The organism is Kitasatospora sp. LaBMicrA B282, assembly GCF_050325825.1.
Lineage (GTDB): Bacteria > Actinomycetota > Actinomycetes > Streptomycetales > Streptomycetaceae > Kitasatospora.
Genome location: NZ_JBNQTI010000184.1, coordinates 1 through 16,237, shown reverse-complemented (window position 1 = coordinate 16,237; position 16,237 = coordinate 1). Strand labels below are relative to the sequence as shown.

General features: G+C 74.1%; 14 protein-coding genes. 5 read left to right on the top strand and 9 right to left on the bottom strand.

Going from position 1 to position 16,237, the window contains the following annotated elements; genetic code table 11:
- From ACQRUO_RS33470 to ACQRUO_RS33460, 3 genes are all read right to left on the bottom strand, one after another.
- A partial coding sequence (locus tag ACQRUO_RS33470; protein WP_428319903.1) for a hypothetical protein occupies positions 1–250 on the bottom strand: 250 nt, incomplete at its 3' end.
- 111 nt (positions 251–361) lie between these two features.
- Complete coding sequence (locus ACQRUO_RS33465) at positions 362–1,819, bottom strand: LCP family protein (protein WP_428319902.1); 1,458 nt, start codon at positions 1,817–1,819, stop codon at positions 362–364.
- A 375-nt stretch (positions 1,820–2,194) separates the two neighbouring features.
- Positions 2,195–4,207: an FtsW/RodA/SpoVE family cell cycle protein gene (locus tag ACQRUO_RS33460; RefSeq protein ID WP_428319901.1), complete on the bottom strand. Its 2,013-nt coding sequence runs from the start codon at positions 4,205–4,207 to the stop codon at positions 2,195–2,197.
- Positions 4,208–4,386: 179 nt separating this feature from the next.
- Here ACQRUO_RS33460 and ACQRUO_RS33455 point away from each other — a divergent pair, with 179 nt between their 5' ends.
- Positions 4,387–4,764, top strand: a complete 378-nt coding sequence (locus ACQRUO_RS33455; RefSeq protein ID WP_428319900.1) for an ArsR/SmtB family transcription factor — start codon at positions 4,387–4,389, stop codon at positions 4,762–4,764.
- The gene (locus ACQRUO_RS33450; protein WP_428319899.1) at positions 4,757–7,477 is read left to right on the top strand and encodes an HAD-IC family P-type ATPase; all 2,721 of its coding nucleotides are present in this window, start codon (positions 4,757–4,759) and stop codon (positions 7,475–7,477) included. Before ACQRUO_RS33455 ends, ACQRUO_RS33450 begins: the two co-directional genes overlap by 8 nt.
- Before the next feature lie 84 nt (positions 7,478–7,561).
- On the opposite strand, the gene ACQRUO_RS33445 is transcribed toward ACQRUO_RS33450, so the two are convergent.
- A complete protein-coding gene (locus ACQRUO_RS33445) occupies positions 7,562–8,008 on the bottom strand; it encodes a MarR family winged helix-turn-helix transcriptional regulator (protein WP_428319898.1) in 447 nt (148 codons plus the stop codon).
- A gap of 120 nt (positions 8,009–8,128) precedes the next feature.
- Between ACQRUO_RS33445 and ACQRUO_RS33440 the strand changes: the two genes are divergently transcribed.
- Both ACQRUO_RS33440 and ACQRUO_RS33435 read left to right on the top strand, forming a co-directional pair.
- Positions 8,129–9,154, top strand: coding sequence for an NADP-dependent oxidoreductase (locus ACQRUO_RS33440; RefSeq protein ID WP_428319897.1), 1,026 nt, complete (start codon positions 8,129–8,131; stop codon positions 9,152–9,154).
- A 421-nt stretch (positions 9,155–9,575) separates the two neighbouring features.
- The gene (locus tag ACQRUO_RS33435) at positions 9,576–10,070 is read left to right on the top strand and encodes a DUF3145 domain-containing protein (protein ID WP_428319896.1); all 495 of its coding nucleotides are present in this window, start codon (positions 9,576–9,578) and stop codon (positions 10,068–10,070) included.
- 70 nt (positions 10,071–10,140) lie between these two features.
- Here the strand turns inward: ACQRUO_RS33435 and fabF are convergent, their stop codons facing one another.
- The 5 genes from fabF to ACQRUO_RS33410 all read right to left on the bottom strand — a co-directional run bounded on the left by fabF (position 10,141) and on the right by ACQRUO_RS33410 (position 15,145).
- Positions 10,141–11,406 carry a beta-ketoacyl-ACP synthase II gene (fabF, locus tag ACQRUO_RS33430; protein ID WP_428319895.1) on the bottom strand — a complete coding sequence of 422 codons (1,266 nt, stop codon included), beginning with the start codon at positions 11,404–11,406 and terminating at the stop codon, positions 10,141–10,143.
- Between the two features lie 149 nt (positions 11,407–11,555).
- Entirely contained in the window at positions 11,556–11,798 is a 243-nt protein-coding gene (locus ACQRUO_RS33425) for an acyl carrier protein (protein ID WP_428319894.1), read from the bottom strand.
- Positions 11,799–11,880: 82 nt separating this feature from the next.
- Positions 11,881–12,927 carry a beta-ketoacyl-ACP synthase III gene (locus ACQRUO_RS33420; RefSeq protein WP_428319893.1) on the bottom strand — a complete coding sequence of 349 codons (1,047 nt, stop codon included), beginning with the start codon at positions 12,925–12,927 and terminating at the stop codon, positions 11,881–11,883.
- Positions 12,924–13,868 (bottom strand): ACP S-malonyltransferase, encoded by a 945-nt coding sequence (locus tag ACQRUO_RS33415; protein ID WP_428319892.1) that lies wholly within the window; start codon positions 13,866–13,868, stop codon positions 12,924–12,926. The genes ACQRUO_RS33420 and ACQRUO_RS33415 overlap by 4 nt, the downstream gene beginning before the upstream one ends.
- Positions 13,869–13,963: 95 nt before the next feature.
- Positions 13,964–15,145, bottom strand: a complete 1,182-nt coding sequence (locus tag ACQRUO_RS33410; protein ID WP_428319904.1) for a PucR family transcriptional regulator — start codon at positions 15,143–15,145, stop codon at positions 13,964–13,966.
- A 157-nt stretch (positions 15,146–15,302) separates the two neighbouring features.
- Between ACQRUO_RS33410 and ACQRUO_RS33405 the strand changes: the two genes are divergently transcribed.
- Positions 15,303–16,076, top strand: a complete 774-nt coding sequence (locus ACQRUO_RS33405; protein ID WP_428319891.1) for a pirin family protein — start codon at positions 15,303–15,305, stop codon at positions 16,074–16,076.
- Positions 16,077–16,237 lie beyond the last annotated feature (161 nt).

The following is a 16,237-nucleotide window of genomic DNA, read 5'->3' as shown; positions in this document are numbered from 1 at the left end:
CTCTCCCCTTCTTCGTTTTCTCCCCTCCCTTCCCTTTTCGGCAACACCGTGCGCCCCCCCCCAGCACTGCGGCCCGGCGGCGCTGGCGGCGCGAGTTGAACCGCGCCTGGGCCGGGATCCGGCCGGGCGGGGTGGCGGCCAGGTCGGCCAGCCGCGCGGCGGCCCGGGCCAGTTCGGCGAGCAGCCGGCGCCGCCGGGCCGGGTCGGCGGTGTGGGTGAGGGCGGCGTGGACGCCCTCGATCTCGGCCACGGCGGCGGCCAGGCGCAGGGCGGCGTTGTCGGTGGGGGTGCGGTCCCCCCGCGAGGTGGTCAGTGTCGTTCCTTTCGCCGGACGGCCGGGGTGGCCGTCGTCGGAGCCCGGTCAGCCGTAGCTGAGGCCGGTGCAGAGGTCCGCATCGGCGGGGCGGGTGTTCTGGGTGATGCCGTCGGGCACGGAGCCGGCCGAGGGGCCCGGGGAGGGGCTGCCGGACGGCCGGGTGGCCGGGGCGCCGCTGGTCGTCGGGTGCCCGTCGACGGGGCTGCCGGACGCCTGGGCGGCGGCGGTGGCCTCGTAGTCGGCACCGAGGGTGACGGTCAGTGCGGCGGACTCGGGGTCGGCGCGCAGCTGGGCGCCGGGGAAGAACTGGGCGAGCTGTTCGGCGTCGGCCTGGTGGCCCGCGGCGTAGCCGATGGTGGTGACGGCGTGGTCGATGCCGTCGGGGTCGGCGGTGGCGTTCCGGTAGCCCCGCTCGGTCAGGTCGTGGGCGGCCCGCACGGCCAGACCGGCGGTGGAGGTCCCGTTCTGCACGGCGATCGGCACCGTGAAGTCGGCCACCTGGGTGGGGCGCACGGTGCTGGGGGCGGCCTCCCGACCGGTGCTCCGGCCATCCAGTGTGCGGTCCTGGCGCAACAGCGTCCACAGGGTATCCGCGTCGGGGTGGACCAGGGCGACCCGGTCGCCGGCGTACCGCCAGGGCACGGTGACGAACTGGATGTCGGCCAGCTTGACGCCGCGCAGCGACTGGACGAACGAGGCCAGCTTCATCGCGCTGCCCAGCCCCGCGTCGACGGTGAGCGAGCGGGTCGCCGCGTCGGCCAGCGGCAGCACCGTGGTCAGGTCGAAGCCCCGGCCCTGCACCTTCTGGATCAGGGCCGACAGGAAGGCCTGCTGACGCTTCATCCGGCCGATGTCCGAGCCGTCCCCGAGTCCGTGCCGGGCCCGCACGTAGGCCAGCGCCTGGGTGCCCGAGACGGTCTGCCGGCCCTTCCTCAGGTGGATGCCGTAGCTGTCCACGTCGTTCGGCACGCAGACCGGGACGCCGCCGACCGCGGTGGTCATCGCGGCGAACCCCTTGAAGTCGATCACGATGGTGTGGTCGACCCGCAGGCCGGTGAGCGCCTCCACGGTGTTCTGCGAGCAGGCCGGGTTGCCGTTCGGGCCGCCGCCGAGGGCGAAGGCGGAGTTGAACATCTGGGCGTGCTGCGGGGCGGTCCAACTGCCGCCCGGCAGCAGGCAGGGCGGGATGTCCACCAGCGAGTCGCGCGGGATCGAGACCCCGACGGCGTGCCGGTGGTCGGCGTAGACGTGCAGCAGGATCGCGGTGTCGGAGTTGCCCCCGCCCGGCTCGCCGCCGGCCAGTTCGTCGTTGCCGTTGCTCCGGCTGTCCGAGCCCAGCAGCAGGACGTTGACCGGCACGGCACCGGAGGCGTCGCTGGGGCCGGTGGGCGGGCGGCTGGCCCACACCCCGGCGTTGCTGAAGACGCTCAGGTTGCCGTCGAGCCGTTCGTAGAACCAGAAGCCGGCCCCGGCCGTGGCGAGCACCAGGCTCGCGGCGGTCACCGCGGCGATCCTGGCGACACGGTGCCGGTGCGGGGGCGGGCCGTCGGGCCCACCGCCTAAGCTGAGTCGATCGGGTGCGGGGCACGCGTCCGGTTGCGCGCGCCGGTCCTCTGGATCGGTCATCGGGCGTCTCCGTGCGGTCGCCGGCGAGCCGGGGTGGGGTGCTCGATAAGACGGCTCGGTCGGGTGACCGGTTGCACAGTTGCGCAATTTAGCAAGTATTGGCCATGGAGCGCTCCCTTGGCAACGCCGCCAGACGGGTGGCCGGCCGTGGCGCTCGAGTGGTGATCATCCGGCCGCCGCCGGTGGTGGTTCCGGGCGGCGCCGGGCCGACTGCCGGGGTCGTGGCGATCGACCCCGGCAGCCGAGCCGCCGTCAGAATCCGGCGGGCGGGGTGCCGTTCTGCTCCGGGTGCGGCGGGTAGTTCAGTGCGGAGCCGGAGAGGTACTCGGGCTGCGAGCCGGTGGGGAAGCCGGGCTGACCGCCCGTCGGGTACCCGGTCTGACCATCCGTCGGGTAGCCCGGCTGACCACCCGGGTAGCCGGCGCCGGCCGGGTAGGCCTGGGCGGGGTAGCCCTGCTGGGCGGGCTGCTGGAGCGGCAGCTGCCCCGGCGCCGCCGGCGTCGCGCCGGCCGGGTAGCCGGCGGCCCAGCCGGCCGGTGGGTAGCCCGGGTTCGACTGCTGCTGCTCGCCCGGCGCACCGGTGCCGCCCGGCAGCCCGCCGGGGTGGCCGGCGCCCGGCTGCTCCGCCGGGGTGGCCCCGGGAACGCCGCCCTGGCTGCCCGGCCGGGCCTTGCCGAGCACCGTGGTCGCCGCCGAACCGGGCACCGCGGCCCCGGCCGCCGGGTCCTCCGCCCCGGCGGGGCCGGACTTGCTCGCCGTCCCGTGCACGGTCGCCGCCCCGTACGGCGGCGGGGTGGCCCCGCCGGCCTGGCCGGGCAGCGCGGCGCCGTCCTCGCCCTGGGCGGGCACGCTCGGCTTGGGCGGGGCGATGGTGCCGGTGGGCTCCGGGTCCGGCTCCAGCTCGGTGCGCCCGGCCGCGTCGCTCAGCTTGATCATCAGGGCCGTGAGCAGCCAGTTGGCCAGGGTGGAGGAGCCACCGGCGGCCAGGAAGGGCAGCGCCTTGCCGGTCAGCGGCAGCAGCCCGCTGACACCGCCGACGACCACGAAGACCTGCAGCGCCACCGCGCTGGCCAGCCCGGTCGCGAGCAGCTTGCCGAACGGGTCGGAGAGGCCGATCGCGGTCTTCAGGCCGCGCTGCACGAAGAGCCCGTAGACCATCAGCACCGCGATCACCCCGGCCAGGCCCAGCTCCTCGCCGACCGTGGTGAAGATGAAGTCGCTGCGCCCGGCGAAGCCGACCAGCCACGGGTAGCCCTGGCCCAGCCCGGTCCCCACGATGTGGCCGCTGCCGAAGCTGAACAGCGCCTCGGCCTGCTGGTTGGAGGTGACCGCGCCGCTGCCCGGCGGGTTGGTCTTGTAGTAGTCCAGCGGGTTCAGCCAGGCGGTCACGCGCCCGTGCACGTGCGGCTCCAGGGTGCCGACCACGGCCGCGCCGCCGACCGCCATGATCAGACCGATCACCACCCAGCTGGTCCGCTCGGTGGCCACGTAGAGCATGACGATGAAGACGCCGAAGAAGATCAGCGAGGTGCCCAGGTCGCGCTCGAAGATCAGCACCAGCAGGCTGATCATCCAGATCGCCAGCACCGGCGCGGCGTTGCGCCCGCGCGGCAGGCTCAGCCCCCACACCTTGCGGCCGACCAGGGCCAGCGCGTCCCGGCTGACCATCAGGTACCCGGCGAAGAAGACGCAGATCGCCAGCTTGACGAACTCGTCCGGCTCGACCTGGATGCCGGGCAGGTGGATCCACCGCTTGGCGCCGAAGTCGTCGCCGGGGAAGAAGGCGGGCGCGGCCAGCAGGATCAGCGCGCCGATCATCAGGATGTAGATGTAGCGCTGGAAGAACCGGTGGTGCTTGACGAAGACCAGCACGCTGAGCGAGGCCGGCACCGCCAGGAAGACCCACATCACCTGGGACGGCGCCACCGGCGCCTTCTCGTAGTTGAAGGTTCCGACGATCTTGTAGGACTCGTCGAGCCGGTTGAGCAGCACCACGCCCAGGCCGGTGAGCAGGGTCGCGCACGGCAGGATCAGCGGGTCCGCGTACCTGGCCCACCTGCGGATCACCAGGTGCGCCCCGACCGTCAGCGCGGTGAACGAGACGCCGTAGACCAGCAGCCCCGGCGGGAGCTTGTCGTTCATCGCCTCATCGGCCGAGATGTAGGCGAAGAAGCAGACCGCGAGGGCGAAGCCGAGCATCGCCAGCTCGATGTTGCGGCGTTTGTCCGCGCCGCGCTGGCCCTCGGTCCGCTGGCTGCCTATCACACGAACTCCCCACCGGCACGGCACTCTGGATCGCCGAATTCTTGCACGACCTGAGGGTCCACCGGTCCACCGGTCCGCCCGCGCCCTCCTATAAGGGGAGCGTGCTGCACTGCCTGCACGCCCCGAGGAGGCGCCGCTAGACTGAGCGCCTTCACGAACGGGAGAGGGCGGGCACCAGGATGACGGGCGTTGGCGGGCGCGACGACCCGGCTCCGGAGCTGCTGCAGCAGGCGGCCGCCTCGTTCGGCCTGCTCGCCTCCACCATGCGCCTGCACATCGTCTGGGTGCTCAGCCAGGGCGAGGCCGACGTCGGCACGCTGGCCGAGCGGGTCGGCGGCACGCTGCAGGCGGTCAGCCAGCACCTGGCCAAGCTCAAGCTGGCCGGCATGGTGGTCAACCGCCGCGAGGGCCGCCGCCAGGTCTACGAGGTGGACGACCCGCAGGTGGCCACCCTGGTCCGGCTGATGATCGAGAAGCTCGACGCCGGCGAGGCGCCGCAGCTGCCGGCCCGGGCCGTCGGCGGTGAGCTGTTCCGGTTCCGGAGCAGCGGTGCCTGAGCGCGGCGCGCGGCTGCTCCCGCTGCCGACCGCCGACCGGGGACGGCAGCAGCCCGCCGACCGCACCACCCCCGTCGCCCCGGTGGACGACCCGGCCGGGCTGAGCCGGCACGCCGCGCTGCGCGCGCTGGCCAGCACCCCGCGCGGCCTCACCGAGGGCGAGGCGGAGACCCGGCTCGCCGAGCTCGGCGAGAACCTGGTGCTCCCGCTGCCCGAGCCGACCCCGGCCCGCCGGCTGCGCTCGGCCCTCGCCGACCCCTTCACCGCCCTGCTCGCCGTGCTGGCCGGCGTCTGCGCGCTGAACGGCTCCTGGGGCAGCACGGCGATAATCGCCGCCCTGGTCCTGGCCGGCTGCCTGCTGCGGCTGCACGGCGAGCGCCGCTCGACGGCTGCGCTGCGCAGCCTGCGGGCGCTGGCACCGAGCACCGCCACCGTGCTGCGCCGGGCCGAGCCGGGCGGACTGCCGCTGGCCCGGGAGATCCCCACCGAGCAGCTCGTCCCGGGCGACGTGGTGCGGCTGGCGGCCGGCGACGCGGTGCCGGCCGACCTGCGGCTGCTGCGGGCCGAGGGCCTGACGGTGGACCAGTCCGCGCTCACCGGGGAGAGCACGCCGGTGCCGCGCGCGGCCGTGGACCTGCCGCCGGCCGAGCCGGCCGCCGGCCCGTTCGGGGCGCCGCAGCTCTGCTTCGCCGGTTCCACCGTGGTCACCGGCTCCGGCACCGCGCTGGTGCTGGCCACCGGGCCCGCCACCCGGTTCGGTGCGGCGCACGCGCTGCCGACGGCCGGGCGCGCCCCGCGCCCGGCGCCGGGCCCCTCGGCCGGCGAGCGCGGGATGCGCCGGGCGGTGCTGGTGCTGATCGTCTTCATGCTCGCCGTGGTGCCGCTCACCATCGGCACCGACACGCTGCTGCACGGCTGGAGCGGCGGGCTGCTGCCGTTCGCGGTGGCCGCCGCGGTCGGCCTGACCCCGGAACTGCTGCCGCTGGTGGTCAGCTCGGTCCTGGGCCGGGGCAGCCGGCGGCTGGCCCAGGACGGCCTGCCGGTGCGCCGGCTGGCGGCGGTCGGCGAGCTGGGCGCGCTGGACGTGCTCTGCCTGGACAAGACCGGCACCCTGACCACCGGCCGGCCGGTGGTGGCCGGCTCGCTGGACGGGGCCGGCCGGCCCGACCAGGAGGCGCTGCGCTGGGCCGCGGTGGTCGCCGAGGCCGCGCTGCTGCACGAGGAGCCCGGACTGCTCGACCCGCTGGACGAGGCGCTGCTGGGCGCCGCGGACGAGGCCGGGCTGCTGGACGGGCCGCCGCCCACGGTGCTGGAGGTGCTGCCGTTCGACCCGGTGCGCCGTCGGTCGGGCGCGTTGCTGCGTGGGCCCGGCCCGCGGGCCGGAGCCCGGGTGCTGCTGCTCAAGGGCGCGCCGGAGGAACTGCTGGAGCGCTGCGACCGGGCGGCCGACGGCACCGCGCTGGACCCGGCCGCCCGGGCGGAGCTCGACCGGCTGGTCGCCGAGCGGGCCGGGCAGGGCCTGCGGCTGCTCGCGGTGGCCCGGGCCGAGGGCGGGCCGCGGCTCGGACCGCACCGGCCGGCCGACGAGGCGGGGCTGACCCTGGTCGGCTTCGTCGAGCTGCTGGACGAGCCCGCCGACTCGGCGGCCCCGGCGCTGGCCCTGCTGCGCGAGTCCGGGGTGGCCCTGACCGTGGTGACCGGCGACCACCCGGGCACCGCGGTGCGGCTGGCCGAGCGGCTGGGGCTGCCGGTGGGCCGGGTGCTGCTCGGCGACCGGCTGGCCGGGCTCGAACCGGCGGAGATCGCCGCCCTCGGCGTCGCCGGCGCGGTCTTCGCCCGCTGCACCCCGGAGCAGAAGGCCCAGGTGGTGCGGGCGCTGCGGGAGGCCGGTCACTCGGTGGGCTTCCTCGGCGACGGGGTGAACGACGTCCCCGCGCTGCGCACCGCCGACGTCGGGATCGCCACCGCGGGCGCGGTCGGCGCCGCCCGCGAGTGGGCCGACGTGCTGCTCGGCACCCGTGACCTGGCACTGCTCGGCCGCGCCCTGGCGGTGGGCCGGGAGGCCACCGCCCGGGTCGCCGCCTACCTGCGGATCGCCCTCTCCTGCAACCTGGGCAACGTGCTCTCCATGCTGGCCGGCGGCGTGCTGCTGCCGTTCCTGCCGATGCAGCCGGCCCAGGTGCTGCTGCAGAACCTCTGCTTCGACGCGGCGCAGCTCTCCTTCGCGGTCAGCGGCCGCGCGGCCGGGCCCGGGCCCCGGCCGGTCCGGCTCCGCTGGGGGTCGCTGGCCGGCTTCGCGCTCGCCTTCGGGCTGCTCAACTCGCTCAGCGACATCGCGATGTTCGAGGCGATGCGGCAGGTCACCGACGGTTTCTCGGCCCCGGCCGCGGAGTCGATGTTCCACACCGCCTGGTTCGCCGAGAACCTGGTCACCCAGGCGATAGCGCTGCCGGTGCTGTACCGGCTGAGCCGCACCCGGCTGCGCCCGCCGCGCCCGGTGTGGTGGGCGGCGGCGCTGCTCGCGGCGGTCGGGCTGCTGCTGCCGCTCAGCCCGGTGGGCGACCGGCTCGGCTTCGAGGAGCTGCCGCTCGCCGCCTACGGCTCGCTGGGGCTGGTGGTGGCCGGGTACGCGGCGCTGCTCGGGGCCGGACGCTGGCTCTGGTGGCGGCTGAGCGAGCGGGCCCAGCAGCGGGCTCAGCAGCGGATCCAGTAGTGGACCCGGTGCGCGGACCGGCCGCCGGCGGGGGTCTGACCCGGCGCCGGGGGGTCGAGCAGCGGACCCGGCGCGCGGACCGGCTCAGGCGCCGCCGGCGCCGACCAGCATCCGGTGCAGCAGGTCGCGCAGCGTGCTGCGCTCCTCGGGGGCCAGGGTGGCCAGCGGCTCGCGGGCGAAGTTCAGCGACTCGCGCAGCTCGGCGGAGGCCGCCTGGCCCTGCTCGGTGGCGGCGACCAGCTTGACCCGGCGGTCCTGCGGGTCCGGCTGCCGGGTGACGAAGCCGCGGGTCTCCAGCCGGTCCACGATCCCGGTGATGTTGGAGGGTTCGCAGCTGAGCGTCTGCGCGATCTGCCGCATCGGCATCGGGCCGCGCCGCAGCAGCGCGAGCACCTTGGCCTGGGCGCCGGTGAGGGAGCGCGCGGCGGCGGCCTCCTCGTACTCGCGGTGGAAGATCGCCACCAGGCCGGCCATGAGGTCCACCACCTCACGGGTCAGCGCGTCCTCGGGGGTCAGCTCGTCGATCGCCATGGGTCGATTCTACCTGAATATTTGACAAGATGAACCTTTCATGTCCATGGTTGCTTTACCACCTCAACCTTTCAGGTGGCAGCTACAGCTCAGGTGGAAGCAACAGCAAGGAGCAGCACGATGGCAGAGCAGTCCGTGCCCGCCACCGCCCGTGAGTGGCACCTCAAGGCCCGCCCGAACGGCTGGCCCGTCCCCTCCGACGTCGCCCTGGTCGAGGCGCCGGTCCGGGCGCCGGAGCCGGGCGAGGTCCTGGTCCGCAACGCCTACCTCTCGGTGGACCCGTACATGCGCGGCCGGATGAACGACGCGAAGTCCTACGTCCCGCCGTTCAAGCTGGACCGCCCGATGGACGGCGGCGCGGTCGGCTACGTGGTGGCCTCCGCGGCCGAGGGCTTCGAGGTCGGTGACGCGGTGCTGCACGGGCTGGGCTGGCGCGAGTACGCGACCTTCCCGGCCAAGCACGCGGTCAAGGTGGACGGCTCGCAGGCGCCGCTCTCCTACTTCCTCGGTGTGCTCGGGATGCCCGGGATGACCGCGTACGCGGGCCTGGTGGCGGTCGCCGACATCAAGGAGGGCGACAAGGTCTTCGTCTCCGGCGCGGCCGGCGCGGTCGGTTCGCTGGTCGGCCAGATCGCCCGGCTCAAGGGCGCGTCCCGGGTGGTCGGTTCGGCCGGCTCGGCGGCCAAGGTGGCCAAGCTGGTCGACGAGTACGGCTTCGACGCGGCCTTCAACTACAAGGACGGGCCGGTGCGCGAGCAGCTGGCCGCGGCCGCGCCCGAGGGCATCGACGTCTACTTCGACAACGTCGGCGGCGAGCACCTGGAGGCCGCGATCGACGCGCTGGGCGTGCACGGCCGCGCGGTGATCTGCGGTGCCATCGCCCAGTACAACGACACCGAGGCCCCGGCCGCCCCGCGCAACCTGGTGCAGGTGATCGGCAAGCGGCTGCGCCTGGAGGGCCTGCTGGTCGGCGACCACGCCGCGCTGCAGCCCCGGTTCACCGCCGAGGTGGCCGGCTGGCTGAAGGACGGCAGCCTGCACTACGACGAGACCGTGGTGGACGGCATCGAGAAGATGATGGACGCCTTCCTCGGCCTGATGCAGGGCGAGAACACCGGCAAGATGGTGGTCCGGCTGGACGCCTGACCGTGCGTCGGCCGACCTCGTCGGCCGACCCGTCGTCACCGTGCTGATCGCGCGCCCCGGTCGGGTCGACCGGGGCGCGCGGTGCTGTGCCGTGCGACCCCAAGCGGGCCGTTCCGGTCGCATCCGATGGAGCGTCAGACTGCCGCGGGTGCGGCGCGATAGCGTGGCGGGACCGCCGCAGCGCCACCAGATGGGGCCGTTCGGGGGAGAGATCCCGATCAGGGGTAGACCTGTCCCCGGAACTGACTACCATGGTTGCAGCCTGTCCGTTTTGCTCATGTTAGTGACTTATTGTCGCTCGACTTGAGTTACAGCTGAGTCGGAAACGGGCAGGAGTCGGCCAAGTGGCGCCCAGGACCAACCGGCCACCGGCACGAGGCAGCTGGGGAAGGCGACCCTCGTCCACAGCCTGGAGGTCCCGGTGACGACACGTGGAGTCCTGTACATCCACTCCGCGCCCCGCGCGCTGTGCCCGCACGTCGAATGGGCGGTGGCGGGCGTGCTCAACGTGCGGGTCAACCTCGACTGGATCCGTCAGCCGGCCGCCCCCGGCCAGTGGCGCTCCGAGCTGTCCTGGCAGGGGGAGGTGGGCACCGCCTCCAAGCTCGCCTCCGCACTGCGCGGCTGGCAGCTGATGCGGTACGAGGTGACCAGCGAGCCCTGCGCCGGTGCCGAGGGCGAGCGCTACAGCAGCACCCCCGCGCTCGGCATCTTCCACGCCGTCACCGGGATCCACGGCGACATCCTGATCCCCGAGGACCGGCTGCGCGCGGTGCTGCTGCGGGCCCGCAGCGAGGGCACCGACCTGGAGGCCGAACTCTGCCGGCTGCTCGGCAAGCCCTGGGACGACGAGCTGGAGCCGTTCCGCTACGCCGGCGAGGGCGCGCCGGTGCGCTGGCTGCACCAGGTGGTCTGACACCAGGTGGTCTGGGACGCGCGGAGGGGCCCCGCGGCTGCGGGGCCCCTCGCCGAGCGGTGCGCGGGCGTCAGACGCTGCGGAAGGCCAGCACCACGTTGTGGCCGCCGAAGCCGAACGAGTTGTTCAGCGCGGCGATCCGGCCCTCGGGCAGCGCGCGCGGCTCGAAGCGCACGATGTCCGCGTCCACCTCGTCGTCCAGGTCGTCGACGTTGATGGTCGGCGGGGCCTGGCGGTGGTGCAGCGCCAGCACGGTGGCGACCGTCTCGATGCCGCCGGCGCCGCCCAGCAGGTGGCCGGTCATCGACTTGGTGGAGGAGACGGCCACGTGGTCCAGGTGCTCGCCGAGCTCCTTGCGCAGCGCCTTGATCTCCGCGGTGTCGCCCTGCGGGGTCGAGGTGGCGTGCGCGTTGACGTGCACCACCTCGGCCTTGTCCAGGTCGGTCTGGGCGAACAGGTGGGCCAGCGCCTGGGCGATGCCCGAGCCGGTCGGCTCCGGCTGCGCGATGTGGTGGGCGTCCGAGGACAGGCCCTGGCCGACCGCCTCGCAGTACACCCGGGCGCCGCGCTTGGCTGCGTGCTCGGCCGACTCCAGCACGATCACGCCCGCGCCCTCGCCCAGCACGAAGCCGTCGCGGGCCTTGTCGAACGGGCGGGAGGCGCGCTGCGGCTCGTCGTTGTTCTTGGACATGGCCATCATGTTGGCGAAGGCCACGATCGGCAGCGGGTGGATCGCCGCCTCGGTGCCGCCGGCCACCACCACGTCGGCGCGACCGGTGCGGATCATCTCGATCGCGTAGCCGATCGCCTCCGCGCCCGAGGCGCAGGCCGAGACGGGGGTGTGCACGCCGGCCCGGGCACCGACCTCGATGCCCACGTTGGCGGACGGGCTGTTCGGCATGAGCATCGGCACGGTGTGCGGGGACACCTTGCGGACGCCCTTCTCCTTCAGCACGTCGTACTGGTCGAGCAGGGTGGTGACGCCGCCGATCCCGGAGGCGATCACGGTGCCGAGGCGCTCGGGGGCGAGCGTCGAGTCCTCGTGGGTGGCCGGCACCGGGAAACCGGCGTCGGCCCAGGCCTCGCGGGCGGCGATCAGCGCGAACTGCGCCGAGCGGTCCAGCTTGCGGGCCAGCGGCTTGGGGAGCACCTCGGTCGGTTCCACCGCGGTGCGGGCGGCGATCCGGACCGGCAGCTCGGCGGCCCACTCCTCGGTCAGCGCGCCCACGCCGGAGCGGCCGGCGAGCAGTCCCTCCCAGGTGGTGGCGGCGTCGCCGCCCAGCGGCGTGAAGGCGCCGATACCCGTGACTACCACGGTGCGGTTTTCAGCGGTCACTGGTTTCTTCTTCTCTCACGTGTGCGGGGGCGGGGCCGCCCGACCGGCGGTGGAAGGGGCCGGAGGGGGCCGTGAGGGGCCTAGCGGGGCCGGCAGGGGCCCTGGGCCCGGGGGGGGGGGGGGGGGTGCGCCGCCCCGCCCGGTGCTGATCAGGCGTTGGCGAGGATGTAGTCCACGGCGTCGCCGACGGTCTTCAGGTTCTTGACCTCGTCGTCCGGGATCTTGACCTCGAAGCGCTCCTCGGCAGCCACGACGACCTCGACCATGGACAGCGAGTCGACGTCCAGGTCATCGGTGAAGGACTTCTCGAGCTCAACGTCCTCAACCGGGATCCCGGCGATCTCGTTGACGATCTCGGCGAGACCTTCCAGGACCTCTTCCTTGGTAGCCATCTTGGCTGCTCCTCTAGGGGTGATGGTGACGCCTCGCGAGTGCTTCGGCGCCGATTGACGGTACGTAAGGCGCTATGTGTGCCTATGGGAGGGTAACGACTGCCGCGGCGTACACCAGACCCGCCCCGAACCCGATGATCAGGGCGAGGTCACCGCTCTTGGCCTCGCCGCTCTCCAGCATCCGCTCCATCGCGAGCGGGATGGAGGCCGCCGAGGTGTTGCCGGTCTCGGCGATGTCGCGGGCGACCGGCACCGATTCGGGCAGCTTGAGGGCCTTGATCATGGCGTCCGTGATGCGCATGTTGGCCTGGTGCGGGATGAACGCGCCGAGCTGGTCGGCCCGCACGCCGGCGGCGTCCAGCGCCTGCTGCGCCACCTTGGCCATCTCCCAGACGGCCCAGCGGAAGACCGGCTGGCCGTCCATCCGCAGCGCGGGCCACTGCGGGCCGGCCGTGTCGTGGTCGGCCGGGCCGTTGATCGCCTCCGGCTGGGTGAAGGCGGTGTCCCAGGCCTCGGTCTGCGAGATGACGTCCTTCTGGGTGGCGTCCGCGCCCCAGATCACCTTGCCGATGCCGGGCACCTCGGAGGGGCCCACGATGGCCGCGCCGGCGCCGTCGCCGAAGATGAAGGCGGTCGAGCGGTCGTGCTTGTCGGTGAGGTCGCTGAGCCGCTCCACCCCGATCACCAGCACGTACTCGGCGCTGCCGCCGCGGATCATGCCGTCGGCCAGGTTCAGGCCGTAGCCGAAGCCGGCGCAGGCGGCCGAGATGTCGAAGGCCGGCGCGGTCGGGCAGCCCAGCCGCAGCGCGATCTCGGTGGCGATCGCCGGGGTCTGCTTGAGGTGCGTCACGGTGGCCACGATCACGCCGCCGATCTGCGCCGGGTCGATGCCCGCCTGGGCGATCGCCTTGCCGGCGGCCTGCACCGACATCTCGGCGACGCTCTCGTCCGGGCCGGCCCAGCGGCGCGCGGTGATGCCGCTGCGGGTGCGGATCCACTCGTCCGAGGAGTCGATCCAGGTCAGCACCTCGGAGTTGGGGATCACCCGGACCGGGCGGTAGCCGCCGACCCCGAGGATCCGGGAGTGGGCGGCACCGGTGCCGGAACGGAGCTGCGGGGCGTCGGTCATGCGGGGTTCTCCTCACCGGCGTGCTCGGCCACCAGAGCCTGCGCCTTCTCCAGGTCGGCCGGGGTCTTCAGGGCCAGCGTCGCCACGCCCTTGACGTTGCGCTTCAGCAGGCCGGTCAGGGTGCCGCCGGGCGACAGCTCGATCACGCAGGTCGCGCCGAGCTGCTCGATGGTCTCCATGCACTTGTCCCAGCGGACCGGGCTGGAGACCTGCGACACCAGTCGGGCCAGCACCTCGGCGCCGGACCGGACGACCTCGCCGTCCTTGTTCGAGATGTAGGCGACGCTCGGGTCGGCCACCGTCAGGGTGGGGGCCAGCTCGGCCAGCCGGGCCACGCCCGGGGCCATGTGCTCGGTGTGGAAGGCACCGGCCACCTTGAGCGCGACCAGCTTGGCCTTGGCCGGCGGGTCGGCCCGCAGGGCCTCCAGCTGGTCCAGCGTGCCGGCCGCCACGATCTGGCCGCCGCCGTTGTTGTTCGCCGGGGTCAGGCCGTGCTCGTCGAGCTTGGCGGCGACCTCCTCGGGGTCACCGCCAAGCACGGCCAGCATGCCGGTCGCGGTGACCGCGGCGGCCTCGGCCATGGCTCGGCCGCGCTCGCGGACGAAGGCCAGCGCGTCGGTGGCGCTCAGCACGCCGGTGGCGGCCGCGGCGGTGATCTCGCCGACGCTGTGCCCGGCGAACGCGCCGACCAGCTTGCGGACCTGCTCCTCCGCCGGGAACAGCTCCCGGGCGGTCATCAGGCCGGCGGCCACCAGCAGCGGCTGGGCGACCGCGGTGTCCTTGATCTCATCGGCGTCGGCGTTGGTCCCGTAGTGCACCAGGTCCAGCCCGGCGGTTTCGGACCACGCGGTGAGCCGGTCGGTGACACCGGGCAGCTCGAGCCAAGGGGCGAGGAAGCCGGGGGTCTGGGCACCCTGTCCAGGGGCGACGATAACGAGCACGGTTCAACCCTCTCTCGCCAGGCGCCCGAGGGCGGGTAGGCGACGGTAACGAAGAAACGGACCTCGGATTGTGGGGTCTCTACAGGGTCCCCGAATCACTCCGCAGCGGACTCGAGGCGCCCCAGAGCCAGGGCAATGCGGAGCGTGAACGCCGAACGCACGTCCGAGGGGGCGTAGCCCGTGACATCAGTCACACGACGCAGCCGATAGCGCACGGTGTTCGGGTGGACGAAGAGCATCCGGGCGGCCCCCTCCAGCGAGGAGGCCTGCTCCAGGTAGACACTCAGCGTCTCCAGCAGTGCCGAGCCGGCTTCGTCCAGCGGTGTGTAGATCTCCTCCACCAGCTGGCGCCGGGCCACCTGATCGCCCGCCAACGCGCGCTCCGGCAGCAGGTCGTCCGCCAGCACCGGGCGCGGGGCGTCCGGCCAGGCGGCGCAGGCCCGCAGCCCCGCCGCCGCGGCGTGCGCCGACCGGGTGGCGGAGAGCAGGTCGCCGACGGTCGGGCCGACCACCACCGGACCCGGCGCGAACTGGCCGATCAGCGCCCGGGCGGCGTGCACCGGCTCCTTGTCGCCGCCCACCACCACGACCAGGCGCTTGCCCAGCACCCCGGTGAGCACGTGCAGCCGGGCGTACCGGGCGGCCCGCCGGATCGCCTCGACCACCGCCTCGCTGTCCCCGTCGGGGGCGCTGCCCATCACCACCCGCACCTGGCTGGGCTGGCCCCAGCCGAGCGCCGCGGCCCGGGAGAGCACGCCCTCGTCGGCGTCGCCGGAGAGCAGCGAGTTGACCACCAGGGCCTCCAGCCGGGCGTCCCAGGCGCCGCGTGCCTCGGCCGCCTGGGCGTAGACCTGGGCGGTGGCGAAGGCGATCTCACGGGCGTAGACCAGCACCGACTCGCGCATCCCGGCCTCGTCGCCGGGCGCCGCGACCTCGGGGATCGCCTCCTCCATCACTTCGATCGTGGTGCGGATCAGCTCCACGGTCTGGCGCAGCGTGATCGCCCGGGTCAGCTCGCGCGGGGCGGTGCCGAAGACGTCGGTGCTGATCGCCTGCGGGGCCTCGGGGTGGCGGTACCACTCGGTGAAGGCGGCGATGCCGGCCTGGGCGACCAGCCCGATCCAGGAGCGGTGCTCCGGCGGCATCCGGCGGTACCAGCCGAGCTGGTCGTCCATCCGGGCGATGGCCGCGGTGGCCAGCTTGCCGGCCGATTTCTCCAGCCGCTTGAGCGTGGCGGCGCGCAGCTCGGCGCGCTCGGCGGCGAGTTTGCGCTCCATGGCGGTACCGCCGGAGGTCGCGCTCTGTCTGACCGCCCGCTTGGCGGGTCGCTGGTTCTGGTCGTCGGTGGCTGAGGGGGCTGGCACAGGGACAAGCCTGCCTCACTGCGCGCCCGCTTCGCGCCCGGCCCCCGTGGCTGCGCGCTACGGTGGGCCGATGACCGACCCCGCGCGCCCCCGGGCCGACCTGCGCCGTACCGCTGAACGCTACCGCTCGCAGCCCGAACCGGGAGTCGAGACCCGGCACGCCTTCTCCTTCGCGGGGCACTACGACCCGAAGAACGTGCACTTCGGGCCGCTGCTCGCGTGCAACGAGGAGACCCTGGCCCCCGGCGCCGGGTTCGAGCCGCACCGGCACCGCGACGTGGAGATCGTCACCTGGGTGCTGGACGGGGCCCTGGCGCACCGTGACGGTGACGGGCACGCCGGGGTGGTGCGCCCGGGCATGGTGCAGCACCTGAGCGCCGGGCACGGGGTGAGCCACACCGAGCGCAACGTCGGCGGCGCGGCGGAGCCGGTCCGGTTCGTGCAGATGTGGCTGCAGCCGGACGTCTTTGGCACCGAGCCGAGCTACGGGCTGCGCCGGGTGGCGCCCGAGCCGGACGCGGTCACCCTGCTCGCCTCCGGCCTCGAGCGCGACGCCGGTGGTGAGGCGCTGCGGCTGCGCCGCTCCGACGCCGCGCTGCACCTGGTCGTCGCCGGGCCCGACCAGGCGCTGCCGGAGCTGCCCGAGGCGCCCTGGCGCTACGCCCACCTGACCGCCGGTTCGCTCGGCTACCGCACCATCCCGGGCCCGCGCGGGGTGGGCCGGTCGATGGAGCCGGGCGACAGTCTGCGGATCACCGGGGAGGCCTTCGCCGCCCCGGTGGCCGGCCCCGAGGGCGCCGAGCTGCTGCTCTGGGAGCTGCACTCGGACCTGAAGCTGGGTTAGGCCTCGGGCTGGGGCTCGACGGGCCCCGGCGGGGTGACCCCTAGGGCCTGTCTTCAAACCCCCGTCGTCCGCCCGAAGGGCGGGCGCGGCGGCGTTGGGGTGCGTGCATCGGCGGCGCCGAGGAGGGAGTCCATGCGGAGCATCGGCGACTGACGAGAAGC

What these genes read in the sequence shown, in the direction of transcription:
- ACQRUO_RS33455 (WP_428319900.1), top strand. Translation starts at nt 4,387, where the DNA reads ATGACGGGCGTTGGCGGGCGCGACGACCCGGCTCCGGAGCTGCTGCAG.
- ACQRUO_RS33445 (WP_428319898.1), bottom strand. Translation starts at nt 8,008, where the DNA reads ATGGCGATCGACGAGCTGACCCCCGAGGACGCGCTGACCCGTGAGGTG.
- ACQRUO_RS33440 (WP_428319897.1), top strand. Translation starts at nt 8,129, where the DNA reads ATGGCAGAGCAGTCCGTGCCCGCCACCGCCCGTGAGTGGCACCTCAAG.
- ACQRUO_RS33425 (WP_428319894.1), bottom strand. Translation starts at nt 11,798, where the DNA reads ATGGCTACCAAGGAAGAGGTCCTGGAAGGTCTCGCCGAGATCGTCAAC.
- ACQRUO_RS33420 (WP_428319893.1), bottom strand. Translation starts at nt 12,927, where the DNA reads ATGACCGACGCCCCGCAGCTCCGTTCCGGCACCGGTGCCGCCCACTCC.
- ACQRUO_RS33410 (WP_428319904.1), bottom strand. Translation starts at nt 15,145, where the DNA reads ATGGAGCGCAAACTCGCCGCCGAGCGCGCCGAGCTGCGCGCCGCCACG.
- ACQRUO_RS33405 (WP_428319891.1), top strand. Translation starts at nt 15,303, where the DNA reads ATGACCGACCCCGCGCGCCCCCGGGCCGACCTGCGCCGTACCGCTGAA.